Genomic DNA, 24,905 nt, shown 5'->3' with positions numbered 1-24,905 from the left:
CCCGAATAGAAATGGGGCGCGTCGCCGGAGACGGGCATGGGGCGCGCAACACTGATCGGTTTCTCGGCGGTCGCCATGTGGGCGCTGCTGGCGTTGCTCACCGATGCGTCGGGCGCCGTGCCGCCATTCTTGCTCTCGGCCATCACCTTCACCATCGGCACCGCGGTCGGGCTGGTTGCCCGGCTGTTCATGCCGGCCACCGATAAAAGCCTGAAGATCCCACGCCAGGTCTGGGTGATCGGCATTGCCGGACTGTTCGGCTACCATTTCTTCTATTTCACCGCGCTGCGCAACGCGCCGGCGGTGGAGGCAAGCCTGATCGCCTATCTGTGGCCGCTGCTGATCGTGCTGGGATCAGCGCTGATGCCGGGCGAGAAGCTGGCCTGGAACCATGTCGTCGGCGCGCTGCTCGGGCTCGCCGGGACCGTGCTGATCGTCACCAAGGGTGGCGGCCTCGCCTTCGATGCTCGCTACACCTTCGGCTATGCGATGGCGGCCGTCTGTGCGCTGCTGTGGTCGTCCTATTCGCTGCTGTCGCGGCGCTTTCCGGCGGTGCCGACCTCGATTGTCACCTGGTTCTGCGCCGCCACGGCAGCCCTGTCTCTCGTCTGCCATCTTCTCCTGGAAAAGACGGTGCTGCCCGATGGTCCCGGCCAGTGGCTGGCGGTGCTTGGTTTGGGGTTGATGCCGGTGGGCGCGGCCTTCTACGCCTGGGATATCGGCGTAAAGCGCGGCAACATCCAGGTGCTCGGCGCGGCAAGCTATGCGGCGCCACTGCTGTCGACATTGGTGCTGATCGCGGCGGGCGTTGCCGAGCCGTCGCTGCGTATCCTGGCGGCCTGCGTGCTGATCACCGGCGGCGCGGCACTGGCGGCGAAATCGTTGTTCCTGCGCAAGGCGGCAACTGGTGGGGCAAGCGCATGACGATGCCGTTTGCCGGCGGCATCGACGCCAACGCCAATGCAACATTGATTTTTTCGCTGGTGGCGGCAGTGATCTACGCCTTCACCCTGGATATGCGGCCGACGCTGGCCCGCTCGGCGGCAAAGACGCTGGCCGTGGCCATGCTTGCGGCACTCGCCTTCATGCAAGGTGGGCCGCTGTTGCTCGTCGTCGCACTGCTGCTCAGCGGCGTCGGCGATGCCTTCCTGTCGCGTGACGGCGAAAAGGCCTTCCTCGGCGGGCTGGCCAGCTTCCTTGCGGCGCATGTCCTCTATGTGCCGCTCTTCCTGCGCGGCGGCGGCGGGCTGGATGTGCTCAGCACCGAGACATGGCGCGGCGCCATCGCGCTGGCCATGGCGGCCTTCGCAGTCGTCATGCTGGCAGCACTCTGGCGCCGTGTCAGTCCCGGCCTGCGGGTGCCGATCGCCGTCTATATCGCGGCCATTCTGGCGATGGGCATCTCGGCGTTGACGCTCGACAATCCGTGGGTCATCGGCGGCGCTGTTATGTTCATGGCATCGGACGGGCTGCTTGCCGCGGAGAAATTCCTGGTTCCGGCAATAGCACCCTATCGCGCCGGCATCCGTTATGCGGTCTGGGTGCTGTACTACGCCGCCCAGCTCTGCATAACTCTTGGTTTTCTTCTGGCCTAAGGCTGCCAGCCCGGCTCGGCCATTTCAAACGCGGCGAAGTCGAAGCCCGGCGCCACGGTGCAGCCGACCAACGTCCATTCGCCGAGGCTGCGCGCCGATTGCCACCAGCCGGCCGGCACGACGATCTGCGGCCGCTCGCCCGCCGCAAGTTCAATGCCGAGCACCTGCTCGATCACCTGGTTAACCTTTGGACTGCCTTCCTCCCAGATTGACAGCGCCAGCGGTGCTCCGGCATGGAAGTGCCAGACCTCGGCCGCGTCCTTGACCCGGTGCCAGGCCGAAATCTGGTCCTGTTCGAGGAGGAAATAGATCGCCGTCGAATGGCCGCGCGCGCCACCCGCGTCGTCGCGAAAGGTCTCGGCATACCAGCCGCCTTCCGGATGCGGCTTTAGGCCGAGCATGGCGATGATTTCAGCGGCGCTGGTCATGGCTGATCCCGGAACGATGCTCAGAAATTGTCCTTGCGCTTGCGGATTTCCGCGAACACTTCGGCGTCGGAGGCCTCCTCCATACCGAGATGCTTGCGTATCGCCGGGTCGTGCCAGCGCAGGAACGGATTGGTCGACAATTCCTCGCCGATCGTGGTCGGCAGCGTCGCCTTGTCGTCGGCGCGCAGGGTCTCGATTTTGGCGGCGCGTTCCCTGAGCGCCGAATTGGTCGGGTCGACGGTCAACGCAAAGCGGGCGTTCGAAAGCGTATACTCATGGCCGCAATAGATGACCGTGTCGGCCGGGAGTGCCGCCAGCTTCTTCAGCGACTCGTACATCACCGGCGGCTTGCATTCGAACAGCCGGCCGCAGCCGAGCGCGAACAAAGTGTCGGCGGTGAACGCCACTTTCGAGGCCGGAAAATGATAGGAGACATGGCCCGCTGTGTGGCCAGGCGTGGCGATGACATCGATCCGCTCACCGCCGAGATGGACGACCGAGCCTTGCCCGACGGTCTCGTCGATGCCGGGGATCTTTTCCTTTTCCGCCTCCGGTCCGACGATGCGCAGCTTGAAGCGCTCCTTCAGCGCCAGATTGGCCTCGACATGGTCGACATGGTGGTGGGTGGTCAGGATCATCGTCGGCTTCCAGCCGGTACGCTCGATAGCGGCAATGATCGGCGCTTCTTCGGGTGCGTCGATAATGGCGGTCTCGCCGCTTTTCGGGTCATGCACCAGCACGCCGAAATTGTCGCTGCGGCACATGAACTGTTCGATTTCGACGGGCATTGGCATCTCTCCATCTGTTGGCGCAGACATAGGGCGCTTGGCCGCTGATGTCATCTAGCTTTGCAGAACGTGCCGGCTTTGTTGAACTTGGGCGGCATCGCAGCTACCGTCCCGCGCATGCATTCCGATATCGTCGATCTCCGCTCCTTCTATTCGACCACGCTCGGCCGCCTGGCTGAACGCTCGATCACCATGGCGCTGTCCTCAATATGGGCAACAGTGCCCAATGAGCGGCTGGTCGGGCTCGGCTATACCTTGCCGTGGCTGGAGCGGTTCGGCACCGATGCCGAGCGGGTGTTTGCCTTCATGCCTGCTACGCAAGGCGCCGTCGTCTGGCCGGCGAACGGGCCGACGGCTACGGCGCTGGTCTTCGACGAGGAATTGCCGCTGGTCGATTCCTGCATCGACCGCATGCTGCTCGTGCATTCGCTCGAACATGTCGAAAACCCGCGCGAGACGCTGAACGAGATCTGGCGGGTGCTGTCGCCGGCAGGGCGCGTCGTCATCGTCGTGCCCAACCGGCGCGGTGTCTGGGCGCGGTTCGAGCACACGCCGTTCGGCAATGGCCGGCCGTTCTCGCGCGGCCAGCTGACAGAATTGCTGCGCGAGGCGAATTTCACACCGGCTTCCTGGTCCGACGCGCTGTTCTTCCCGCCATCGCCGCGGCGCTTCATGATGCGGTTCCACAATGTGCTGGAGCGCGCCGGCCGGCGGTTCTGGCCGATCTTTTCCGGCGTCATCGTGGTCGAGGCGCAGAAGCGGCTCTATCAGGGCGTGCCGGTCGCGCAGCGCGCCTCGCGCCGTGTCTTCGTGCCGGTACTGTCACCGCACGGTGCGACGCGGCTTGGCCGCCGGGCGGAAGGGGTGACATCGACGACGCGTCAGGTGACACCTTCGTGATCATCATGAAAACTGGTGTTGCGTGGGTTTTTCCCACCTATCTGTCGCAGATGCATTCGCGGTCCGTTTGAGCGGCGGATGCCTTCAAGTCTCTCCATCTGGTTCAGCAACGCTTCTGAACGCAAGGACCTCGTGCATGGCTGATCAACCGGACAAGTCCGCCACCGCTCAGCCGGTAACCGTCGAAGCCAGCAGCCTGCGCGATCAGGTGGCGACGATCAAACGGGCGCTGGTAGGCTCACCGGTGCGCAAGTGGCTGGTCTGGACGTCGGTCGGCATTATGGCGGTCATCGTCGCCACGTCGATCGGCCAGGTTCTGCTCAACCGCTGGAACCAGCCTTTCTACGATGCGCTGGCGCGTCGCGACATGGCGGCCTTCCTGCATCAGCTGATGATCTTTGCCGTGATTGCCGGCACGCTGCTCCTGCTCAACATCGCTCAGACCTGGCTCAACCAGATGATCCGGCTGAAGCTGCGCGAGGCGCTGACGCTCGACCTGATCGACCAATGGATGCGGCCGGCGCGGGCCTTCCGGCTCGCCAATGCCGGCGCCATCGGCGTCAATCCCGACCAGCGCATGCAGCAGGATGCCGCGCATCTGTCCGATCTGTCGACGGACCTCGGCGTCGGCCTGCTGCAATCCTTCATCCTGCTGGTGTCGTTCGTCGGCGTGCTTTGGCAACTCTCGTCGGGCTTCGTCTTCCACATCAACGGCTGGTCGCTGGCGATACCGGGCTACATGGTCTGGGCCGCGTTCCTCTATGCCGGCATCGCCTCCTGGCTGAGCTGGCTGGTCGGGCGGCCGCTGATCTGCCTCAACAGCGACCGCTACACCCGCGAGGCCGAGCTGCGTTCCGGGATGGTGCGCGTCAACGAGAATGTCGACGCCATCGCGCTCTATCACGGCGAAGCCGATGCCAAGAGACGGCTCGAAATCGACCTTGGCACGGTGCTGGGCGCGATGCGAAACATCTACAAAGCGCAGATCAACCTTTCCTGGGTGACCGATACCTATGGCTGGATCACCGTGGTGGCGCCGATCCTTGTGGCATCGCCGGTCTATTTTTCAGGCGATATCAGCTTTGGCGGGTTGATGATGGCGGTCGGCGCCTTCAACCAGGTGCACTCGTCGCTGCGCTGGTTCATCAACAATATCGGCGGCATCGCCGACTGGCGCGCCACGCTGATGCGCGTTGCCGACTTCCGCATTGCGCTCGATGAAACCGATGTGTTGCACGACAAGGAAAAGCGCATCGAATTCGGCGATAACGCCAATGGCAGCCTGACCTTCGAGAAGCTCCAAGTGGCCTCGCCGGAGGGCTGCACCAAACTTTCAGACAGCCATGTCGAGATCCATCCCGGTGAGCGCGTCGTGATCACCGGCGACCCAGGCGCCGGCAAGACATTGTTCTTCCGCGCCATTGCCGGCCTTTGGCCCTGGGGCAGCGGGCGGATCGGCTTGCCGGCCGGAGAAACGCCGATTTTCGTGCCGCGTGTTCCGTATTTTCCTGCCGGCACGTTACGCGAAGTGCTGCATCCGAATGGCTCGGCGCCGGCTGGCGATGCTGATTTTGGGGCGGTGCTGGCCGAGGTCGGCCTCGAGCGGCTGTCATCCTCGCTCGACCGTTCCGCACGCTGGGAGCGTGAACTCAACGATGACGAACAGCGGTCGCTGGCCTTCGCCAGGCTGGCCTTGCGGCAGCCGAAATGGGTGATCATCGACGAAGCGATGGACGCGTTCGATGGTCCTTCGCTGCGAAGGGTACTGTCCATGCTGGAGAAACGCCTGCCGGAAACCGCGATCCTCAACATCGGGCGCGGACTGCACAATGGTCATTTCTTTCCACGCGCATTGAACATCGTGAAGGATACGGGTGCTGCGCCACTGAAACCCGCCCGAGTCAGGACCGGCGCCATCGACCCGCCGCCGAAAGCGGCCGTGCGGCGAAAGAAGTAGAAGGGGCTTTATTTCGCCGCGATCGCGGCGAAGATTCACGGGTCGAAACGTCCGTGGTGCGGCCATGCTCGATGCGCTCAGCCTGCTTGCCTGCCTTGCCTGCACCACGCCCGTGGCTGCCCCGGCCGTTGCCGTGGATGTCGAACTGGTGCTGGCCGTCGACATCTCACAGTCGATGGACGAGAGGGAGTTCGCGCTGCAGCGCGCGGGCTATGTCGAGGCGCTCAGGCATCCCGATTTCATCAAGGCCGTGCGCTCGGGAACCACCGGGCGCATCGCGCTTGCCTATTTCGAATGGGCGGGCGTCGTGCGCGAGGATGGCGTCATCGCCTGGCAGGTGATCGACAGCGCAGAGAGCGCCAACGCCTTCGCCGACAGAATAGAAGCGCGGCCGTTCCGCAGCTTTCGCGGCACCTCGATTTCCGGTGCGCTTGCCTTCGGCGCCGGGCTGTTCGAGGGCACGGGGTTCGATGCGCCACGCAGCGTCATCGACATTTCCGGCGACGGTCCCAACAACACCGGGCTGCCCGTCGCCACGACACGCGATGCGGCGGTGGCCAAGGGCATCGTCATCAACGGCCTGCCGATCCTGATCAGCCCGTCGCCGACCTTCAGCCATCTCGACCAGTATTATGACGACTGCGTCACCGGTGGGCCCGGCTCCTTCGTGTTGCCGATCTATGCGGCCTCGGAATTCGCCACCGCCATACGCCGCAAGCTGATCCTGGAGGTGAGCGGCATCGCCGATGCGACCGTGGTCCCGATCGATGCCGCCGCACCCATGGACTGCCTACAGGGCGAACGCGACCGGCGGCTATATTCCGACCCATATCTGCCGGAACTCGACAAATGAGGTTTGAGGCAGTTCGGAGGGGAAAGCCGCTGCGCGGCTTGTCGGCAAACTTCAGGCCGGCCGTGCACCGTATTTGTCGCGAAATTCGGCATAGAGATCGCGGCGCCAGCGCCGGCCGCCGACATAGCCACGCAACAGCTGCGGCAGCGAATAGCCAAGCGCCTTCGACGACCGGTTGGCCATATAGCCGGAGAACGCCTGCGAAACCCTGCCCTTGAGTGCATCGGCGATGAGCTGCCGGGCGATCATGTAAGGCGGAATGTAGGGGTAGCGGTCGGCGATATAGGGGTGCTTGTCGATCAAGCTCGCATAGGCTTCGACATAGCCGTCCCGGCGACCGGAGATCGAATTCTCCGAGTTGTACTTTTTCCAGTCGATCACTTCGGACAGCTGCGCGCCGCTGCGACGGGCAAAGCGCAGCAACAATTCGCGATCCTGCATGCGCGTGACGTCACTGTCGTAGCCGCCGATGGCCAGCAGCGACTCGCGCCGGGCGGTGATTGCCGACCCGGCAATGAAGATGGTCTGCGCGACAAGGGCCCGCTCCAGCGAGTCGCGGCTCAGCAGCGCTTCGCGGTTGACGCAGTTGGTGCGGCGATTGCCCTTCAGCGACACGAAGGAACTGATCAGCACTTCGAGCGAGGGATTGTTGTCGAACTGCTCCAGCGTCCGCGCCAGGCGATCCGGCAAATAGACGTCGTCGGAATCGAGGAATGTCACCACCGGCGCCTGCGCCCGCTCGATGCCGGCATTGCGGGCGGCATTGGCGCCGCGCCATTTCGAGCCAACATAGATCAGCCGTGGATCGCGGATTTCGGCAAGTGCGGCTGCCGTACCGTCGGTCGAGCCGTCATCGACGACAATGTGTTCGAACCGGGGAAAATTCTGCGCCAGCACGCTCTCCACGGCGCGCACCACCTTGCTGCGGCGATTGTGCGTCGGTGTGATCACCGAGATCAGCGGAGCGAGGTCGGTTGCCTTGGACATGTTGCTTCGATTGTGCCCCGAAATGCCTGGAGGCCGGAGGTTTTGATGGTCGCCGTCCAAGCCTTACCCCGGGATGGCATTCGATTCGACGCTACAAAAAACCAGCGGCAATGTCATCACAAACTGTTGAGCCAGGACGCCGGTAAGCCGGCCGATTACCCCAGACGTAATCGACCGATGGCCATCATGTCTGCAGATTGCGCCAACGAAGCCGGTCGTCGGGCTTCGATCTCACAGGGAGTTCAGCCATGGCCGCCTACGCCGTCGCCCATATGCGTCAAGTCACAATGGGCCCGCAGATTGTCGAGTATCTGCAGAGGATCGACGCCACATTGGAGCCGTTCGGCGGCCGCTTCCTTGTCCACGGCGGCGACATGGACGTGGTCGAAAACGAATGGCCCGGGCATCTGATCGTCATCGAGTTTCCGGACAGGGCGCATGCGTGGGGCTGGTACGATTCATCAGCCTATCGCGAGATTCTGGCCTTGCGCACCGACAACTCCCACGCCGATGTGATCATCGCCGATGGCGTTCAGCACCCGCACAAGGCGACGAACGTGCTGGAATAGGGGCAAACTACCGCTTCAGCAAGAACACCGCTTGCTGGCCGAAGAAATTCCAGAACCACCATGGCATCGACAGGCCGATCTTCTGGCCGTTGCCGTCGAGCGCGGTGGCTTTCTCGACCGAAGCGCCGAGTTCCTCGACCAGATTGACGAAGTCGCGGATGGTGCAGAAATGGATGTTGGGCGTGTCGTACCAGGAATAGGGCAGGTCCGCGGTTACCGGCATCCGGCCCTTGACGAACAGCGACAGCCGCACCCGCCAGTGGCCGAAATTGGGGAAGGAGACGATGGCGCGGTTGCCGATTCGCAGCAGCTCGTCGAGCACCAGCTTCGGGTTGCGGGTCGCCTGCAGCGTCTGAGACAGGACGACGAAGTCAAAACCCTTGTCCGGATAGAATTCGAGGTCGGTATCGGCATCCCCCTGGATGACCGAGAGGCCGCGCGCCACGCATTCATTGACGCCGCGCTGTGACAGCTCCAGCCCGCGGCCGTCGACCTGCTTGGTCTCCTGCAGGAGTTCGAGCAGCAGGCCGTCGCCGGAGCCGACATCGAGCACCCGCGACTGCGGGGGTATCAGGTTGGCCACGACTTCGAGGTCGACGCGCTGGCTGCCATTGACGCTCATGAGGCGAGCCCCCTTGCGCGGGCCGCCGAGCCGATGAAGCCCTTGATGGCGGCAAACAGTTCGGGTTCATCGAGCAGGAAGGCATCATGGCCGCGGTCGGTGTCGATCTCGACGAAGGAGACGGAGGCGCCGGCGGCGTTAAGCGCATGCACGATCGAGCGGCTCTCCTCGGTCGGGAACAGCCAGTCCGAGGTGAAGGACACCAGGCAGAAGCGGGTCTTGGTCCCGGCAAAGGCATCTGCCAACCGGCCGCCATGGTCGGCGGCGAGGTCGAAATAATCCATCGAACGGGTCATGTAGAGGTAGGAGTTGGCGTCGAAGCGGTCGACGAATGTCATGCCCTGGTGGCGCAGATAGCTTTCGATCTGGAAATCTGCGTCGAAACCGAAGGTCAGCGCTTCGCGGTCCTGCAGATTGCGGCCGAATTTCCGATGCAGGGCGGCTTCCGACAGATAGGTGATGTGGGCGGCCATGCGCGCCACGGCGAGCCCCTTTTCCGGGCGCTTGCCGTGCTCGAAATATTTGCCGCCATGCCAGTCCGGATCGGCCATGACGGCCTGCCGGCCGACCTCGTGGAAGGCGATGTTCTGCGAGGAATGGCGTGCGCCTGTGGCGATCGGCAGGGCCGAGAAGACGCGCTCGGAATAGCATGACGCCCATTCCAGCACCTGCATGCCGCCCATCGAGCCGCCGAGCACGCAAAACAGCTTTTCGATGCCGAAATGGTCGACCAGCATCAGTTGCGCCCGCACCATGTCGCGGATGGTGATGATTGGCAGGTCGAGGCCGTAGGGCTTGCCGGTGGCGGGATTGGTCGAGGCCGGACCGGTGGAGCCGAGGCAGCCGCCGATGACGTTGGAGCAAATGACGAAGAAGCGGTTGGTGTCGATGATCTTGCCGGGACCGATCAGCACTTCCCACCAGCCGGGCTTGCCGGTCACCGGATTGGTGCTGGCGACATGCTGGTCGCCGGTCAGCGCGTGGCAGACCAGGATGGCGTTGGTGCGGGCATCGTTGAGGGCGCCATATGTCTGGTAGGCGATCTGGAACGGCGACAAAAGCGTGCCGGCGTCAAGCTTCAGCGGCTTGTCAGGGCCAAAACGCAACACAGGGCTCGACGGGTTGTCGGCCTCGTTGTTGGTTTTTGTAGCGCGGAGCGCGGCCATGTGACTCTCCTTGCCCGCCGTCAGGCAATAAAAAACCGGCAATGCGATCGCAAAGCCGGTTACGTCACGCAAACGGCCCTTTAGCGAGTTGTTTAACGTGGCTGCAAGCCGACCGGCCAAATCACCACGGAACTGTTGCGTTCTTCTAGAACTCGTGCGGCCCGGCGTCAACGGCCAGCTATTGCCCGCCTCTCGACATTCGCGGCTACGGCTTGTATTTCCGCTGCGGCCTCCGGACGGAGGCATTCTCGATGGATTTGCGACATGGACAAGACAGCGGACAAGGCACGACCGACGCCCCGCGCGGGCATTATGGACATCGACGCCTATGTGCCGGGCAAGAGCACGGCACCGGCCGGCGTCGCCAAGGTCCATAAATTGTCGTCGAACGAGAACCCGCTCGGCCCGTCGCCGAAGGCGATCGAGGCCGCGCGCGAAGTGGCCAGCAAGCTCGATGTCTATCCCGACGGCACCGCCCGCCGGCTGCGCGAGGCGATCGCCGAGGTGCATGGCCTCAACCCGGCAAACATCATCTGCTCCAACGGTTCCGACGAGATTTTGGGCCTGCTGGCGCAGACCTATCTGGCGGCCGGCGATGAGGCCATCATCACCGAACACGCCTTCATGATCTACAAGATCTACATCCAGTCGGCCGGCGGGACACCGGTGACGATCAAGGAAACCGAGGAACGCGCCGACGTCGACGCGATCCTGGCCGCGGTGACGCCGCGGACCAAAATCATCTTCCTCGCCAATCCCAACAATCCGACCGGAACCTATCTGCCGTTCCAGGAGGTCCGCCGCCTGCATTCCGCTCTCCCGGGCAACGTGCTTCTGGTGCTCGACGCGGCCTATGCCGAATATGTCAGGCGCAATGACTATGAGGCCGGCATCGAGCTGGCGGGCAGCGCACAGAATGTGGTCATGACCCGCACCTTCTCCAAGCTCGGCCTTGGCGGCGCGCGCATCGGCTGGATGTATGGCCCACTGCACATCGTCGATGCCATCAACCGCATCCGCGGCCCTTTCAACGTTAACGCAACAGCGATCGAGGCCGGCATTGCCGCCATCCGCGACCGCGCCCATGTCGAGCGCAGTTCGTTGCACAACGAGACCTGGCTTACCTGGCTGAATGAAGAACTGACGAAGCTTGGGCTGCGCGTGACGCCCAGCGTCGGCAATTTCGTCCTCATCCACTTTCCCGACGACAAGAGGCATTCGGCTGAGGCGGCGGACGATTACCTCACCCAGCGCGGCTATATATTGCGGCGCGTTACCGGCTATGGCTTTCCCAATGCGCTGCGCATGAGCGTCGGCACCGAAGAAGCAAATCGCGGCGTCATCGATGCCCTCACGACATTCCTGAAAAGCTGAAACAATGACAGCACCGATGTTTGAAAAGATCGCGCTGGTCGGCATCGGCCTGATCGGCTCGTCGCTGGCCCGCATCATCCGCCGCGAGGGCCTGGCCCGCCATGTCGCCATCGCGACGCGCAGCCCGGCCACGCTGGCGCGGGCGAAGGAGCTCGGTCTTGGCGAGAGCTACACCACCGACGCCAGGGAAGCGGTCCTCGACGCCGACCTGATCATCGTCTCGGTGCCAGTGGGGTCGTCGGGCGAGGTGGCGCAAGAGATCGCAGCGGCGCTGAAAAAAGGCGCCATCCTCACCGATGTCGGTTCGACCAAGGCCTCCGTCATTGCGCAAATGCAGCCCTATGTGCCGGACGGCGTGCACTTCATTCCGGGACACCCGCTGGCGGGTACGGAGAAATCGGGCCCGGATGCGGGTTTCGCCGAGCTGTTCGAAAACCGCTGGTGCATCTTCACGCCGCTGCCGGGAACCGATCCGGCCGCGCTGGAAAAGCTGTCGGAATTCTGGCGGCGCTGCGGCTCCAACATCGACACGATGGACCCGCAGCATCATGACATGACGCTGGCCATCGTTTCGCATCTTCCGCACATCATTGCCTACAACATCGTCGGCACGGCCGACGATCTGGAATCGGTGACCAAGTCGGAAGTGATCAAATATTCGGCTTCCGGTTTCCGCGACTTCACCCGTCTGGCCGCCTCCGACCCGACCATGTGGCGCGACGTGTGCCTGCACAACAAGGATGCCATCCTGGAAATGCTGGCGCGCTTTTCGGAGGACCTCGCCTCGCTGCAGCGGGCGATCCGCTGGGGCGACGGCGACAAGCTGTTCGACCTGTTCACCCGCACCCGGGCCGTTCGCCGTTCGATCATCGAGGCCGGCCAGGATATCGACGTGCCGGATTTCGGCCGGCAGGCGGTCGAGCACCCGGTGAAAAGTTAAATCTGTTTCAGACGGGCCAGGTCGCCGCGACCATGGCCATTGTCTCGGCCCGGTCCGGCGCGCCCAGCCGGCCGCCGAAGCGCTGGCATTTGAGCGCGGCCGCCGCGCTGGCAAAGCGCAACGCCTGCTCGATCGCCATGGTTTCCGCCAACGCGACAGCAAAGGCGCCGTGGAAGACGTCGCCGGCGGCAAGCGTGTCGACCGCCTTGATCTTCGGCGCCGCGATGTGGCGCACGCATCCGGCGGACCGGTCATGCCACCAGCTTCCCGAGGCGCCGCCGGTCACCGCCACGAAGGCGTCGGTGCGGCTGGCGAGGTCGGCACAGGCGGTTTCGGGGTCCAGCGCATGGCCGCAGACGATGCGTGCCGCCGTCTCCGAAGCGACGATGTGCGATGCCAGCGGCAGCAGGCGCTCCAGCACCTCCAGCGGCGCCGTGTCGGCGTCGAGGATTGCCGGGCAACCGGCGTCGCGCGCGGCGGTCAAGGCAAGAGCAGCGGCGCCCGGCCAGCGCACATCGACCAGCACGGCATCGAAGCCGGAAAGATCGGCGACAGGCACCGCCTCGGGGTCGGCCTGCGCCTTTGGGTCGTAGAAGGGCACGATGATGCGCTCGCCATGAGCGTCGACCAGGATCGCGGCCAGCGCCGAGCGGGCGCCTTCGACGCGGCGGACAAAGTCGCAATCGACGCCCTCGGCCTCGATGCCGGCCAGCAATTGGTCGCCGACGGCATCGTCACCTGCACTTGCCCACAGGAACACCTCGGCGCCGAGACGGCGGGCGGCGCAGGCAGCACTTGTCGCCATGCCCGAGGCGATCTGGATGCCGTCCGAGGCGATGAACTTGCCCTGATGCGTGGGCAGGGTTTCGACGCGCAGGATGGTATCCAGCGTCAGCGCGCCAACGCTCAGCAGTTTCACCGGTCGGTTCATGCGTCGGCTTGCTCGAGCATGATCTCTCCCCAAAAGCCGTTGCCGCTCTTTGCGATCATGCTCTGTCTCTTTGTTTTAACGCAATTCCGGACGGAAAACTGCTCACACTTTTCCTGGAATTGCTCTAATCGAGCGGCTTGATCTTGCCCAGCGGAATGAAGCCGAGCGAGACCTTGCCCTTCACCACCTTGAGCGGCATCGACGGTTCGTTGCCGAGCAGCGCCAGACCGGCAAAGCCTTGCTCGATCTGGCTCTTCTGCTCGGGGATTGCGGTGGCGAGGATTGCCGCCACGGCTTTGGGATCCTGCAGCTTGATCGTCAGGTCGGCATTGACCTGGCCGTTGGCGTCGACCGACACCGGGCCGGAGACGGTGATGCGCGCGGTTCCCGACGACAGATCGAGCTTGTGGATGCCGACCGCCTGGCCGCGCAGGCTCCTGGCCTGCGTCTTCATCAGCGCGACGCCGTTCTTCAGCGTCGCGTCGCCGCTGCCGTCGAGCGGCGGCAGCACGCGCCCGCCGATCGCGTCGGCGTCGATCTCAAGATCGGTGAAGCTTCCGGTATAGCCAAGGTCCTGGCCGTCCGGCCGCAACTCGCCCGCCGCCGTTCCGGCGCTGAATAGTGAAACCGGGTCGGTGTCGTCGGCCGGATCGGTCTGGCCGGACAAGCTCTCGGCCTGCAGCGAAATGCTGCGTGGCAAGGGCCAGGAGAGCTTGGCATTGGCCTGCAGATTGTCCCAATCGATCCATAGCGGCGCCATCCCCGGCACCGAGGTGCGCAGCGGCCCACGCAACTCGGCGGCAGGCGACAAAGGCCGGATGAGCTCTGCAACGAAGTTGAAGCTGCCTGCCGAGGCGGCGACGTTCCTGGCGTCGTCCTCGTAAGCCAGATTGTCACAGGAGATGGCAAAACTCAGGGGGTAGCCGCTGACGGTGAGGTTGGCGCAGCCGGCCTCGATGCCTTTGTCCTTGAGCGAGGCTACCGCTTTGTCGGCTTCGCTGCTGACGCGACCGGCGACATAGAACCAGACCGCGCTGTAGGCGCCGAACAGCATAACGACCAAGGCAGCGAGCCACATCAGCCGGCGGCGAAACTTCGACGGACGCTCGTCACTTGACGTCATGCTGCGGCTTTCATTAACGCGGGCGTGTTGCGGGTGGACTGTGGCTTACGCAACAAGCAAAAAGAACAGAAGAGCACCGATTCCGATGCGGCGGCGTCACTCTCGTGCAATCAGGCTTGGCGATATGGGCGATTTTTGGGTTTTTGGCTACGGCTCGCTGATCTGGCGACCGGGATTCGCGCATGTCGAGACCCGCCGCGCGCGGCTTTACGGCTACCGCCGGTCGCTCTGCGTCTATTCCTTCGTGCATCGCGGCACGCGTCAGCGGCCGGGCCTGGTGCTCGGCCTCGACCGTGGCGGCTCCTGCATCGGGCTGGCCTTTCGCGTGCCCGGCGAGCTGCGCGATGAGGTGCTGACCTATCTGCGCGAGCGCGAATTGGTGACCAGCGTCTACCTCGAGCGTGTGCTCGATATCAGTCTCGACGTGAATGGTGCGGCCGCGGGAGAGAGAGTGAAAGCGGTCGCCTATATCGTCGACCGCCAGCATGAGCAGTATGCCGGCGGGCTCGATGCCGCGCATGCGGCAGGTGTTATCCGTGGCGCCGTCGGCCAGTCCGGAAACAACGAGGACTATGTGCTCAACACGCTGCAGCATCTCGCGGCGCTGGGTATCAGCGACCACTGGCTGGAAGAGGTGGCGAAGCGGATCGCCTCGTGAGCCGGTAGACCACGGCGAGCCTGCAGGCGAAGCGCTCGCGCCTTTGTGAAGCGCTGGCCCGCTGGAAAAATTGGCTGAGGCCTTTGACCTCGGCGCGGCGGGACCTAGCTTAGCTGCGGCCCGAAGCATTCGGGTCGCCCGCCGCCAGCCCACGGAGCCCCGTCTTGCAAAAACGCCGTCTCGGTCAAACCGACCTTTCCATCGCGCCGCTGGTCCTGGGCGGCAATGTCTTCGGCTGGACCGCGGACGAGAAGACCTCCTTCGACCTGCTCGACCGGTTCGGCGACGCCGGCCTCAACGCTATCGATACCGCCGATGCCTATTCGCGCTGGGTGCCGGGCCACGCGGGCGGCGAGTCCGAGACCATCATCGGCAAATGGATGAAAAGCCGCGGCAACCGTGACAAGATCATCGTCATCACCAAAGTCGGCTCGGATATGGGACAAGGCAAGAAGGATCTGTCCGCTGCCCATATCGAAAGGGCAGTCGAGGCGTCGCTCAAGCGACTGCAGACCGACGTGATCGACCTTTATCTCTCGCATTGGCCGGACCCGACAACCCCTTATGAGGAGACGCTCGGCGCCTACCAGAAGCTGCTCGCTGCCGGCAAGGTCCGCCATATCGGCGCCTCGAATCTCGACGCCGGCCAGCTGCGCGCCGCGCTCGATGTTGCCAGCCTGCGCGGGCTGCCGCGCTACAGCGTGCTGCAGCCGGAATACAATCTCTACGACCGCTCATCCTTCGACGGGCCGCTGCATGATCTGTGCGTGGCCGAGGATATCGGCGTCATCACCTATTTCAGCCTCGCCAAGGGGTTTTTTAGCGGCAAATACCGTAGCGAGGCCGATCTCGGCAAAAGTGAACGCGGCGGCGGCGTGAAGGCTTATCTCAATGCGCGCGGCATGCGCATTCTGGCCGCACTCGACACTGTGGCGGCGCGCCATTCGGCCAAGCAGGCGGAAGTAGCACTCGCCTGGGTGATGGCGCAGCCCGGCATCACCGCGCCGATCGCCAGCGCCACGACGCTGGACCAGGTCGACAGCCTGGTGCGCGCCGCATCGCTGAAGCTCAGCGCGGAGGATCTCGTGGCGCTGGACAAGGCCAGCGCCTAGCCGCGCAGGTTCGGCACGATCGTCCAAGACGACGGCTGTCCGCCTTGCCACACTGTTCTCCATTATTGGGAGAAGAGGCAGCATGGCCGCAGACATTCTTTCGCAGGCGCAGCCCTGGCAGCAATTGCTGGCGCTGGTGCTGGCGGCAACCGTCGTCATGGGCAGTCCTGGCCCGGCGACGATCAGCGTCACGGCGATAGGGGCCGCCTTCGGCCTGCGCAATTCGCTTCACTACACATCGGGGATCATTTTAGGCACGGTCGCGGTGCTGCTGGTGGTGGCCACCGGCATCAAGGCTATCCTCACCTCGATGCCGGGCGTAGCGCCAGTGCTGGCGGTCGCTTCCGCCGCCTATATTCTCTACCTCGCCTACAGAATAGCGACAGCGCCGCCGCTGGCCGCGCGTGACAGCAGCGCGGTTCTGCCGACCTTCCTCGGCGGCTTCCTGCTCGCCGTTGCCAACCCGAAAGCCTATGTGGCGATTGCTGCGGTCCTTGCTGGCTCCGCGACCGCAGCCGGCGCCGATGCTCTCGGCATCCCGGCCAGGCTGGCGGTTCTCACCCTGATGATCGTAGCCATCCATGTGCTGTGGCTGCTGGCCGGCGCGGCCTTCGCCCGCACCCTGCGCCAGCCGCTGGCGTCGCGGATCATCAATCTGGCCTTCGCGGCGACGCTGGTGCTGACAACGGCGCTGGCGGCGTGGCCTTGAGCCGGCCCGCAGAAGAGATCAAGCTTTGGTCTTTTTTGTTTTGGCGCGATTCAGGACGGAAAAAACCGCTCACACTTTTCCTGGAATTGCTTTGGCGGCCGCGGCGAGTTCGGCCAGCCGCTTGACCGCCGTCGGCGGCATTTGCGGCGGGTTAGGAGCCTGCGATGCCTCGATCAGCAGCTGGTCGCAGGCGGCTTCCGTATCGCCGATCAGCCGGTCCATGAATTCGTCCTTGCCGAGCCCGGGCGGAATCGGCGGCAGGAAGCGGGCCTTGATGGTGCCGGGAAAGCGCAAGAATTTGCGGCGAGGCCAATAGAGGCCGGCGACATGGGCGACCGGTACCACCGGGACGCCAAGCTGCGTATAGAGCTCGACAATGCCGTATTTGTAAGCCGGCTCGTCGCCTGGCGCTCGGCGCGTGCCTTCGGGGTAGATAATCAGCTGGCGCGGATTGCGCCCCATCTCCTGCTTTGTCGATGCAACGACCTGCTTCAACGCCTTGGAGCGGCTGCCGCGGTGAACCGGGATCATCCGCATCTTCAGGATGTACCAGCCGAAGAAGGGGATCCAGGTCAGCTCGCGCTTCAGGATATAAAGCGGATCGTGGAGGAACGGAAAGAAAGCGATCGCGTCCCAAAACGACTGGTGTTTCGGCGCCAGGATGAAAGAGCCCTCCGGCAGGTTCTCGACGCCGGTGATGTCGCTCCTGGTGCCGGCGATCTTGTCGTAGAGCCACAGGCTGGTGCGCGACCAGAATTTCGGCACGAACCAGGCGCGATGGCGTGGCGAGAGGAAGTAGTAAGGGGTCCAGAGGACCATCTGGACGATCAGATTGACATAGAAGACGAAGTTGAACGCCAGCGAGCGGATATAGAGCATGCGGGGAAGGGCCCGTTGAGGAGGTGTGCGTTGGTTACACCAAGCGCGGGCAAAAAGGAAACGCCGCAATGGCCTGACATAGGCCGGCTCGCCACTGACTCAAGCCAGTCTCAACTCACCACGTCGCCTGCAATAGCCGCTGCTTCAGCCGCGGAGCGGCGAAATCGAGGAACGCCCTTAGTTTCACCGCCGGCAGGCCTTGGCCGGCATGGACGAGGCTCACCGGCCACGGCTGCGGCTCGAAGGGTCGCAAGACCGGGACGAGCACGCCGGAACGTACTGCGTCCGCGATCTGGTAGGAGAGCACCCGCGTCATCCCGGCGCCTGCAATCGCGGCATCGATTGCAGCTTCCGCCGTGTTGACGCGCAGCCGTGAGCGGATCGGCACGATCAGTTCGCCCTTGTCGCCGGCAAAGCTCCAGCTGGCGAGCGCTGCAGGCCCTTCGAAACTGATGCATTCATGCGCGGCCAGATCGTCCGGCGTCCGCGGCATGCCATGCGCGGCGATATAGGCGGGGCTGGCGCACACGACGCGACGGATCGCGCCGACGCGGATGGCAATGAGGCTCGAAGGCGCAAGCTCGCCGATGCGGATGGCAAGGTCGAGATGTTCCTCCGCCAGTTGGGTTATCCGGTCAGCCAGCGTCAGGCGAATGTTGACTTGAGGATAAGCCGCCAGGAATTCGGTGACGACAGGCAGCACGTGCAGGCGACCAAAGACGACCGGCGCGGTGATGAACAGGTCGCCGGTCGGCGTGCTGTATTCGCCGGCAGCGGTGCGTTCGGCTTCGCCGACCTCGCCGAGGATGCGGCGGCAGGCGGCGAGATAGGCCTGGCCGGCATCGGTCAGCGTGAGCTGCCGGGTCGAACGGTTCAGCAGGCGCGCCTGAAGGTGCTTCTCGAGGTCGGAAACCTTGCGGCTGACCGTTGCCAGTGGAATGCCGAAATGGCGGCCGGCAGCGGAAAGGCTGCCCGCTTCCACCGCGGCGACGAACAGCGACATGGCTTCGAGACGATCCATAGTGTCTTCCGGAAATTGGAAGGATAGCTTGCAACTATGCCATCTACATCCAAAACATGGAAGGACCTACCTCTTCGCGTACAATGGCCGTGTTTCGGCCCCGCGGAGGCTTCCATGAATGCTCATACTTTCACCAGCGATGTCGCCTTCACGCCGACGGTCAAGGCGATCCAGACCCGCAAAGGTTCGCGCAAGGGCTATGCCAGCGCCGAGGAGCGCGGCGGATGGCGCGCCCATATCACGCCCGACCTCGCCGACTTCATCGCGGCGCAGACCAGCGTCTTCCTGTCGACCGCAAATGGCGAGGGTCAGCCCTATATCCAGCATCGCGGCGGGCCAGCCGGCTTCCTCAAGGTGCTGGACGAAAAGACCATCGGCTTCGCCGATTTCTCCGGGAACAGGCAGTTCATCACGCAAGGGAATCTCGCCGACAACAACCAGGCATTCCTGTTCCTGATCGACTATGCGCATCGCCAGCGCGTCAAGATCTGGGGCACGGCGCGCGTCGTCGAGGACGATGCCGATCTTCTGGCAAGGCTGATGCCGCAGGACTACAAGGCGCGCCCCGAGCAGGTCATCTTGTTCACCGTCTCGGCCTGGGATGCCAATTGCCCGCAACACATTCCGCAGCGATTCGAGGCCGCCGATGTCGCGGCCGCACTCGCCGAACGCGACAAGCGGATTGAAAGCCTCGAACAGGAGATTGCGCGGCTGCGTGGCGCGGAAGACGGCACGGCCAAGGGGTAATCGAGCGCCGTCAGAGTCGTCTGTCTGGACGCAATTCCCAAGGGAAAGCGTACGTGCTTTTCCCGGGAAAACCGCTACACACTTTTCCTGGAATTGCTTTAGTCCTTGGCGGTCGAAACCTCGGCCAGTGCGACGCTGTCGGCGGTCTGGCGGACCGGGACGACGCCGCGCGCAAGCGCCAGCAGGTATTTGCTGTATTCGGTCAGAAGCACGCGTAGCGCTTCCGGCTTGGTCAGCCAGTCGCCATTGTCCAGATTGGTGTTGACCACTGGATAGGGTTCAAGCCTGGCGCCATGCAGCAGGCGGCCCATCTCGAGCAGGCTGCGCGGCATGTGGTAATTGTTGGTGACGAGGATGACGCTGCCATAGGCGTGGCTCTCCACCCATTTAGCGCTTTCCTCGGCATTGCCGATCGTGTCGAGCGCGGCGCGGTCGATGTCGACACAGCAGGAAAACAGCGCCTTGTCGCCGCCGGTAGCAGCCTGCAATTGGCGGCGGCTGGCAGAGGGATGCACGCCTGAGATCAGCAGCCGCTCGCCCTTGCCGGAGGCAAGCAGATCGAGTGCTGCGTCGAGGCGGGCCTGACCGCCGGTCAAGACGATGATCGCATCGGCCTTGGCCGGGTTGGTCGGGGTCGTCATGTGGCTGACCTTGCTGGCGAACCAGCCGAAGCCACCGGCAAACAGGGCCACCAGCAGCAGTAGACAGAGGGAGGCGAGACGCAGGGCGGTGCGCAAACGGCCCAGCCCGGTGCGCATACGCGAACGCACCACTGGCATCTGTCCAGCCGTTCCGGTCGACTCCCGCGCGTTCATCATCCTATGGTTAATCCTGAAATGCCTTTTTGGTAAGGAAAAAAGCGCACATTGCGTTACGTCGGTTTTCGATCCGTGATCGTCCCTTCCATTCCTGTCCTTGCCCCCGAACTGTTTTCGCTTCTGCCCTCACGGTTCACCCCGCATCCGGCTGGCGGACATCGATGTCGCTGAGATAGGCGACGACGGTGGCGTGCGAGGTCGCCGCCGTCAGTCCGCCGATCACCAGCACCATCAGGCCGACGCCGAGATAGCCTGCCGATCCGATGGCGAAATTGCCGAACAAAGCGGTGGCCTGGTCGGCCTGCGGCGTTGCCATGTTGCGCGACGACCACCAGGAAAAGACGATGAAAACCAGGATCGCGGCTGCGCCGCCGGCGGCCGCGCCCTTCATCCCGGTGACCAGGAAATGCCAGCGGAATTCACGCGCGATGAAGCGCGCCTCGGCGCCGACGAAATGCAGCACTTCGATGATATGGCCGTTACCCGCCATAGCGCCGCGCGTCGCAAACACTACGGTCAGCACCGTCGCCGACAGCATCAGGACCAGCACGGCGATGCCGATGGTGACCGTGGTGCGGGCCATGGCGACCAGCCGGTCGACCCATGTACGGTGATCGTCGAGCGAAGCACTCGGCAGCTTGGGCGTGAGCGCCGCACGGATGGCGCTAAAGTCGGGCGGACTGGTCTCGTCGATGGTGACGATGATCAGGCGCGGCACCGGCAATTCGTCGATATTCAGACCCGAGCCCAGCCATGGCTCCAACAGACGCGCGGTGGCGTCGCGATCGATGATCCGGGTTTCCTTCACGCCGGGGAATTCGCCGACGATCTGCGAGGCCTGGGCAAGGGCTGCCTCCATGTCGAGGCCGTCGACCGGTTTGATCTGAATCGTCGCCTCGCGCGAGATCTGGTTTTCCCAGACCGAGGCAGTGTCGCGCACCAGCGTGACGGCGCCGAAAGTCAGGCAGGACAGGAAGGTCATGATGGCGATGACCAGCACCAAGGCGCGGCCGGCAATATTCTGCGCCGGCACGATCGGCGCCATGCGGCGCTGGACGCGCTGCGTCGTCGTTGCGGGCTCGGCGGCGTCTTCATGCAGCTGTTCGGCCGATAGCTCAGTCATAAATATCCAGCCTTCCGCCGGCCAGGATCATGCGGCGCGCGTCGACCTGTTCCATCAGGCCGAGATCGTGAGTGGCGATCACCACAGCGGTGCCGAGCCGGTTGAGCTCGATGAACAGCCTGAGCAGCCGGCGTGCCAGCGGCGGGTCGACATTGCCGGTCGGCTCGTCGGCAAGCAGGATTTCGGGCTGTTCGATCAAGGCCCGGGCGATTGCCGCGCGCTGCTTTTCGCCACCCGAAAGGACCGGCGGCAGCACATGCATGCGCTCGCCCAGGCCAACCCATTTCAAAAGTTCGGTGACGTCGGTGCGGTAGCTCGCTTCCTCGCGGCCGCGCACGCGCAGCGGCAGAGCGACATTCTCATAGGTGGTCATGTGGTCGAGCAGGCGGAAATCCTGGAACACCACGCCGATCCGGCGCCTGAGATGCGGCAGTTCAGCGCGCGAGATGCGCGAGCGGTCCTTGCCGAAGATGGTGATCAGCCCGCGTGTCGGCTTCAGCGACATGAACAGAAGGCGCAGCAGCGTCGTCTTGCCGGCGCCGGAGGGCCCGCTCAGGAACTGGAAGGAGCTCTCCGGAATGTGCAGGGAGATGTCGCGGAGGATTTCCGGACCCATGCCATAGCGGAGGCCGACATTTTCGAAGCGGATCACGTGCGACGACCTGAGGGCGGCGGCGTGCCAGCCCTTTCTGTCCAACGACCATCGGCCGCCATGGTTAACCGTCGGTTAATTTTCGCTGTTCTTGAGTGCGTCACAAGGGTTCCGGAGGGAAGCGTTAACCATTTCCATTTACGCAAAAGAAACGAAGAGGCAACAGCGGGGCCATGATGGCTGAGCAGCGAACCGCGCGCCCGGTTTCCGGCGAAATCATGACCGGGACAAGTGTCGCACCGGAATCGCGTCCTGTGGCGACCGACATCGTCGATGCGGATTATGAGGTGCTGCCGCAGCCGATCCCATGTGTAGAAGCCATGCCGACGCCGGCGCGCGACATCGCGACGCCGTCGATCGAAGGCATGGAGATGCTGCGCAAATCAGATGCGTCAGCCGGGCGGCCGGCATCGCGTGGCGGGCCGATCTTCTGGATTGCCGGCATCGGTGCGGCGCTTGCCGCCTTCTGGGTCTCGGGTGGCCACGTGCTGGTGCGCCAGACGCCATTCTGGTCAGTCGAACAGCAGGAGGGCGCCGTACTCAGCATTGCCGGCGTCACCTCGCGTGTCGACGCCTCGGGACCCACCCCGGTGCTGTTCGTGGATGGCGAGGCCGTCAATGACGGTTTGAAGGCGGGACAATTGCCGCCGCTGGAGATACGTGTCACCGGCAATGACAGCCGCATCACCCGCTATACTCTGGGGACATCCAACCGTTCTCTGGCGCCCGGCGAAAGATTCGGCTTTTCCAGCCGCCTCGATGTGCCTAGAAACGGCGTCAAGGCCGTGGCGGTCACCTTCGCCGGCTAGTCGGTTTCTCTGGAAAGGTTGTTGATGCCAGTTGTGCGCGGCAAGGACATCGAGGTCCTGTTTTCGGCGTCCGCGATCGCGCGGCGCAATCTCGAACTCGCCAAGGAGATCGCCGAGCACGACTATCACGACCTGCTGGTGATTTCGGTGCTGAAGGGCTCGTTCATCTTCGCCGCCGATTTGATCCGCGCCATGCACGATGTCGGGCTGTCGCCGGAGGTCGAGTTCATCTTCATTTCCAGCTATGGCGCCGGCACCACCAGCGGCGAGGTGAGGGTGCTGCGCGACATCGACAATGAGGTCGCCGGCCGCGACGTGCTGCTGATCGATGATATCCTGGAATCCGGCAAGACGCTGTCCTTCACCCGCAACCTGATGCTGTCGCGGGGCGCCAAAAGCTGCGCCATCGCGGTGCTGTTGGACAAGCGCATGCGCCGCCAGACGGAGCTGAACGCCGACTATGTCGGCTTCGACTGTCCCGATTACTTCGTCGTCGGCTACGGCATGGACGTCGCTCACGCTTTTCGCGAACTGCCGTTTGTCGGTGTCGTCAAAGGCGATGCCTGAGAAAAGGCCCCCGACGCTTCAAATTTTCAGAAAAAGTCAACTTTTGCCCGCCAAATTCCGGCCCATGGCAAAGCTTCTGATCGTCGAGGACGATGAGTCCGTCCGCACCCTCGCCGCCCGCGCGCTCGAACGCGCCGGGCACTCGATCGATATCGCCGCCGACGGCGCGCAAGGGCTGGCGATGGTCAGTGCTGCAGGCGGCGGTTACGACCTCGTCGTCTCCGATATCCGCATGCCGGAAATGGATGGCATCGAGATGGCGATCGCCGCAGCCAGGCTTTTCCCTGACATGAAGATCCTGCTGATGACCGGCTATGCCGACCAGCGCGAGCGCGCCGAGGAATTGAACGGCATCATTATCGACGTCGTGCAAAAGCCTTTCACGCTGGCCGAAATCCGATCGCGGGTCGACCAGGCGCTCGCCTGCTTCGCCTGACACGCTTCAGGCGGCATCCTGAGACGCGGCGAGGACAGGCGCAGCGCTCCGGCGCCGTTCGGTGTTGAGCGCCAGCAGACCGGCGCCGATGATCAGCGCCGCACCGATGGCGGTGGTCGAGCGCGGCACCTCGTCGAAGAACAGGAAGCCCCACAGCGGCGACCAGATAATCCCGGTGTATTCGAAGGTGGCGACGCGGTTGGCGGGCGCCAGCCTGTAGGCCTGCGACAGCAGAATCATGCCGGCCGAAGCGACGAAGCCGCAGGCCGCCATCTTGAGGAAATCCGGGGTCGTCGGCCAGACCCACGGCCGCACCAGGAATTCGAGGCTGGGGTGGACAGCATGGGTTATGCCGGCAAGCCAGAATGTGCCGGCAACCGCAGCGGCGCCGACCAGATAGGCGCCGTTCTGGTAGAAGGCCATGACGGTGGAGGATTCGGTGTCGCCGATCTTGCGCGCCATCAGCTGTGAAAAGCCGTAGAGCAAAGCCGAGCCCAACGAAAGCAGCGCCGCCCAGTCGAACAGGCCGGCGCCCGGGCGCAGCATCACGACCACGCCCAGCATGCCGATCAGCACGGTGGCGAGAGCCTGCCAGGATACCCGCTCGCCGAGATAGGGCCCGGCTATCGCCATGATGAACAGGGGCGCCATGAAATAGAGCGCCACCGCGTCGGCGAGCGGCAAGGCAGCGATCGCCAGATAGTAGACCGTATAGGAGGAGAACTGGACGAAGGCGCGTATCGTCAGCAGGCCGAACCGCTTCGAGACAATGGCCCGCAGGCCGACATCGGCGCGAACGAGAACGACCAGGATCGGCAAAGCGACGATCGAGCGGATCCACATCACCTCGGTCACGGGATAGCCGGCCGACACCGCCTTGACCAGCGGGTCCTGGAGCGAGAACACCAGCACGCCAAGGCACAGGCTGATGATGCCGAGAACGATCCGGTTGCGCATATTGTTCTGCCGGCCCTTGCCTTAACTGCCCGCAGCCGCCCGGCCATGGGGTAAAAAGAACCCGCCACCGTTTTGGGCAGCGGGTATGAGTGAGGACTCTTTGATTGGTCCGCAGCCGGTTTCGCGGCGGCATATCCAATGGGTGAGCGGACTATGCTGCGGCGTTTGACATGTTGCAAACGAA

General features: G+C 63.9%; 28 protein-coding genes and 1 riboswitch. Of the genes, 15 read left to right on the top strand and 13 right to left on the bottom strand.

Annotation, left to right across the window (positions count from 1 at the left end):
* The first annotated feature begins 36 nt into the window (after positions 1-36).
* Both yddG and NKI31_RS06885 read left to right on the top strand, forming a co-directional pair.
* Positions 37-924 carry an aromatic amino acid exporter YddG gene (yddG, locus tag NKI31_RS06890; protein ID WP_023699112.1) on the top strand — a complete coding sequence of 296 codons (888 nt, stop codon included), beginning with the start codon at positions 37-39 and terminating at the stop codon, positions 922-924.
* The gene (locus tag NKI31_RS06885; protein WP_352500403.1) at positions 921-1,595 is read left to right on the top strand and encodes a lysoplasmalogenase family protein; all 675 of its coding nucleotides are present in this window, start codon (positions 921-923) and stop codon (positions 1,593-1,595) included. The genes yddG and NKI31_RS06885 overlap by 4 nt, the downstream gene beginning before the upstream one ends.
* On the opposite strand, the gene NKI31_RS06880 is transcribed toward NKI31_RS06885, so the two are convergent.
* Complete coding sequence (locus NKI31_RS06880; protein ID WP_352650942.1) at positions 1,592-2,023, bottom strand: cupin domain-containing protein; 432 nt, start codon at positions 2,021-2,023, stop codon at positions 1,592-1,594. The genes NKI31_RS06885 and NKI31_RS06880 overlap by 4 nt on opposite strands.
* 20 nt (positions 2,024-2,043) lie before the next feature.
* Positions 2,044-2,811, bottom strand: a complete 768-nt coding sequence (gloB, locus tag NKI31_RS06875) for a hydroxyacylglutathione hydrolase (RefSeq protein WP_352650940.1) — start codon at positions 2,809-2,811, stop codon at positions 2,044-2,046.
* Between the two features lie 117 nt (positions 2,812-2,928).
* Between gloB and NKI31_RS06870 the strand changes: the two genes are divergently transcribed.
* From NKI31_RS06870 to NKI31_RS06860, 3 genes are all read left to right on the top strand, one after another.
* Positions 2,929-3,711, top strand: a complete 783-nt coding sequence (locus NKI31_RS06870) for a class I SAM-dependent methyltransferase (protein WP_023670688.1) — start codon at positions 2,929-2,931, stop codon at positions 3,709-3,711.
* A 136-nt stretch (positions 3,712-3,847) separates the two neighbouring features.
* Complete coding sequence (locus NKI31_RS06865) at positions 3,848-5,668, top strand: ABC transporter ATP-binding protein/permease (protein ID WP_352650938.1); 1,821 nt, start codon at positions 3,848-3,850, stop codon at positions 5,666-5,668.
* A 64-nt stretch (positions 5,669-5,732) separates the two neighbouring features.
* Entirely contained in the window at positions 5,733-6,521 is a 789-nt protein-coding gene (locus NKI31_RS06860) for a DUF1194 domain-containing protein (RefSeq protein ID WP_023714977.1), read from the top strand.
* Between the two features lie 51 nt (positions 6,522-6,572).
* Here the strand turns inward: NKI31_RS06860 and NKI31_RS06855 are convergent, their stop codons facing one another.
* Positions 6,573-7,508 (bottom strand): glycosyltransferase family 2 protein, encoded by a 936-nt coding sequence (locus NKI31_RS06855; protein WP_023673297.1) that lies wholly within the window; start codon positions 7,506-7,508, stop codon positions 6,573-6,575.
* A 248-nt stretch (positions 7,509-7,756) separates the two neighbouring features.
* Here NKI31_RS06855 and NKI31_RS06850 point away from each other — a divergent pair, with 248 nt between their 5' ends.
* Positions 7,757-8,077, top strand: a complete 321-nt coding sequence (locus NKI31_RS06850) for a DUF1330 domain-containing protein (protein WP_023685354.1) — start codon at positions 7,757-7,759, stop codon at positions 8,075-8,077.
* A gap of 7 nt (positions 8,078-8,084) precedes the next feature.
* Here NKI31_RS06850 and metW read toward each other — a convergent pair whose 3' ends face one another.
* Positions 8,085-8,699: a methionine biosynthesis protein MetW gene (gene metW / locus NKI31_RS06845; protein WP_023685353.1), complete on the bottom strand. Its 615-nt coding sequence runs from the start codon at positions 8,697-8,699 to the stop codon at positions 8,085-8,087.
* Positions 8,696-9,865: a homoserine O-acetyltransferase MetX gene (gene metX / locus NKI31_RS06840; protein ID WP_023685352.1), complete on the bottom strand. Its 1,170-nt coding sequence runs from the start codon at positions 9,863-9,865 to the stop codon at positions 8,696-8,698. Before metX ends, metW begins: the two co-directional genes overlap by 4 nt.
* 60 nt (positions 9,866-9,925) lie before the next feature.
* Positions 9,926-10,003: riboswitch (SAM riboswitch) on the bottom strand.
* Between the two features lie 126 nt (positions 10,004-10,129).
* On the opposite strand from metX, the gene hisC reads away from it, so the two are divergent.
* Together hisC and NKI31_RS06830 are read left to right on the top strand one after the other, a co-directional pair.
* Positions 10,130-11,239, top strand: coding sequence for a histidinol-phosphate transaminase (gene hisC / locus NKI31_RS06835; RefSeq protein ID WP_023686716.1), 1,110 nt, complete (start codon positions 10,130-10,132; stop codon positions 11,237-11,239).
* Between the two features lie 4 nt (positions 11,240-11,243).
* Positions 11,244-12,179, top strand: a complete 936-nt coding sequence (locus NKI31_RS06830; RefSeq protein ID WP_023735196.1) for a prephenate/arogenate dehydrogenase family protein — start codon at positions 11,244-11,246, stop codon at positions 12,177-12,179.
* Between the two features lie 7 nt (positions 12,180-12,186).
* Here NKI31_RS06830 and NKI31_RS06825 read toward each other — a convergent pair whose 3' ends face one another.
* Both NKI31_RS06825 and NKI31_RS06820 read right to left on the bottom strand, forming a co-directional pair.
* On the bottom strand, positions 12,187-13,110 hold the full coding sequence (locus tag NKI31_RS06825; RefSeq protein WP_352650934.1) for a sugar kinase: 924 nt from the start codon (positions 13,108-13,110) through the stop codon (positions 12,187-12,189).
* Between the two features lie 124 nt (positions 13,111-13,234).
* Positions 13,235-14,233, bottom strand: a complete 999-nt coding sequence (locus NKI31_RS06820; RefSeq protein ID WP_352650931.1) for a DUF2125 domain-containing protein — start codon at positions 14,231-14,233, stop codon at positions 13,235-13,237.
* 124 nt (positions 14,234-14,357) lie between these two features.
* Here NKI31_RS06820 and NKI31_RS06815 point away from each other — a divergent pair, with 124 nt between their 5' ends.
* The 3 genes from NKI31_RS06815 to NKI31_RS06805 all read left to right on the top strand — a co-directional run bounded on the left by NKI31_RS06815 (position 14,358) and on the right by NKI31_RS06805 (position 16,712).
* Positions 14,358-14,891, top strand: coding sequence for a gamma-glutamylcyclotransferase (locus NKI31_RS06815; RefSeq protein ID WP_023754180.1), 534 nt, complete (start codon positions 14,358-14,360; stop codon positions 14,889-14,891).
* A 164-nt stretch (positions 14,892-15,055) separates the two neighbouring features.
* On the top strand, positions 15,056-16,003 hold the full coding sequence (locus NKI31_RS06810) for an aldo/keto reductase (RefSeq protein ID WP_352650928.1): 948 nt from the start codon (positions 15,056-15,058) through the stop codon (positions 16,001-16,003).
* 82 nt (positions 16,004-16,085) lie between these two features.
* Positions 16,086-16,712, top strand: a complete 627-nt coding sequence (locus NKI31_RS06805; protein WP_023698717.1) for a LysE family translocator — start codon at positions 16,086-16,088, stop codon at positions 16,710-16,712.
* Positions 16,713-16,781: 69 nt separating this feature from the next.
* On the opposite strand, the gene NKI31_RS06800 is transcribed toward NKI31_RS06805, so the two are convergent.
* Both NKI31_RS06800 and NKI31_RS06795 read right to left on the bottom strand, forming a co-directional pair.
* Positions 16,782-17,591, bottom strand: a complete 810-nt coding sequence (locus NKI31_RS06800; protein WP_023673308.1) for a lysophospholipid acyltransferase family protein — start codon at positions 17,589-17,591, stop codon at positions 16,782-16,784.
* Between the two features lie 115 nt (positions 17,592-17,706).
* Entirely contained in the window at positions 17,707-18,612 is a 906-nt protein-coding gene (locus NKI31_RS06795) for a LysR family transcriptional regulator (protein ID WP_352650926.1), read from the bottom strand.
* A gap of 114 nt (positions 18,613-18,726) precedes the next feature.
* Between NKI31_RS06795 and NKI31_RS06790 the strand changes: the two genes are divergently transcribed.
* Entirely contained in the window at positions 18,727-19,359 is a 633-nt protein-coding gene (locus NKI31_RS06790) for a pyridoxamine 5'-phosphate oxidase family protein (RefSeq protein WP_023711719.1), read from the top strand.
* Positions 19,360-19,457: 98 nt separating this feature from the next.
* On the opposite strand, the gene NKI31_RS06785 is transcribed toward NKI31_RS06790, so the two are convergent.
* From NKI31_RS06785 to ftsE, 3 genes are all read right to left on the bottom strand, one after another.
* Positions 19,458-20,177 carry a YdcF family protein gene (locus NKI31_RS06785; protein ID WP_023748503.1) on the bottom strand — a complete coding sequence of 240 codons (720 nt, stop codon included), beginning with the start codon at positions 20,175-20,177 and terminating at the stop codon, positions 19,458-19,460.
* 133 nt (positions 20,178-20,310) lie between these two features.
* Entirely contained in the window at positions 20,311-21,300 is a 990-nt protein-coding gene (locus NKI31_RS06780) for a cell division protein FtsX (protein WP_023673312.1), read from the bottom strand.
* Positions 21,293-21,952, bottom strand: coding sequence for a cell division ATP-binding protein FtsE (gene ftsE, locus NKI31_RS06775; RefSeq protein ID WP_023685344.1), 660 nt, complete (start codon positions 21,950-21,952; stop codon positions 21,293-21,295). The genes NKI31_RS06780 and ftsE overlap by 8 nt, the downstream gene beginning before the upstream one ends.
* A gap of 173 nt (positions 21,953-22,125) precedes the next feature.
* Here ftsE and NKI31_RS06770 point away from each other — a divergent pair, with 173 nt between their 5' ends.
* The 3 genes from NKI31_RS06770 to NKI31_RS06760 all read left to right on the top strand — a co-directional run bounded on the left by NKI31_RS06770 (position 22,126) and on the right by NKI31_RS06760 (position 23,764).
* Entirely contained in the window at positions 22,126-22,761 is a 636-nt protein-coding gene (locus NKI31_RS06770) for a hypothetical protein (protein WP_352650923.1), read from the top strand.
* A gap of 24 nt (positions 22,762-22,785) precedes the next feature.
* On the top strand, positions 22,786-23,328 hold the full coding sequence (hpt, locus tag NKI31_RS06765) for a hypoxanthine phosphoribosyltransferase (protein WP_023673315.1): 543 nt from the start codon (positions 22,786-22,788) through the stop codon (positions 23,326-23,328).
* Between the two features lie 64 nt (positions 23,329-23,392).
* Positions 23,393-23,764: a response regulator gene (locus tag NKI31_RS06760; protein ID WP_023673316.1), complete on the top strand. Its 372-nt coding sequence runs from the start codon at positions 23,393-23,395 to the stop codon at positions 23,762-23,764.
* Positions 23,765-23,770: 6 nt separating this feature from the next.
* Here NKI31_RS06760 and NKI31_RS06755 read toward each other — a convergent pair whose 3' ends face one another.
* Positions 23,771-24,721 carry a DMT family transporter gene (locus NKI31_RS06755; RefSeq protein WP_023673317.1) on the bottom strand — a complete coding sequence of 317 codons (951 nt, stop codon included), beginning with the start codon at positions 24,719-24,721 and terminating at the stop codon, positions 23,771-23,773.
* Between the last annotated feature and the right edge of the window lie 184 nt (positions 24,722-24,905).

This window comes from Mesorhizobium sp. M0659 (genome assembly GCF_040320605.1).
Lineage (GTDB): Bacteria > Pseudomonadota > Alphaproteobacteria > Rhizobiales > Rhizobiaceae > Mesorhizobium.
Note: the sequence above shows the minus strand (reverse complement) of the source record. Positions and strands in the feature narration are given on the sequence as shown.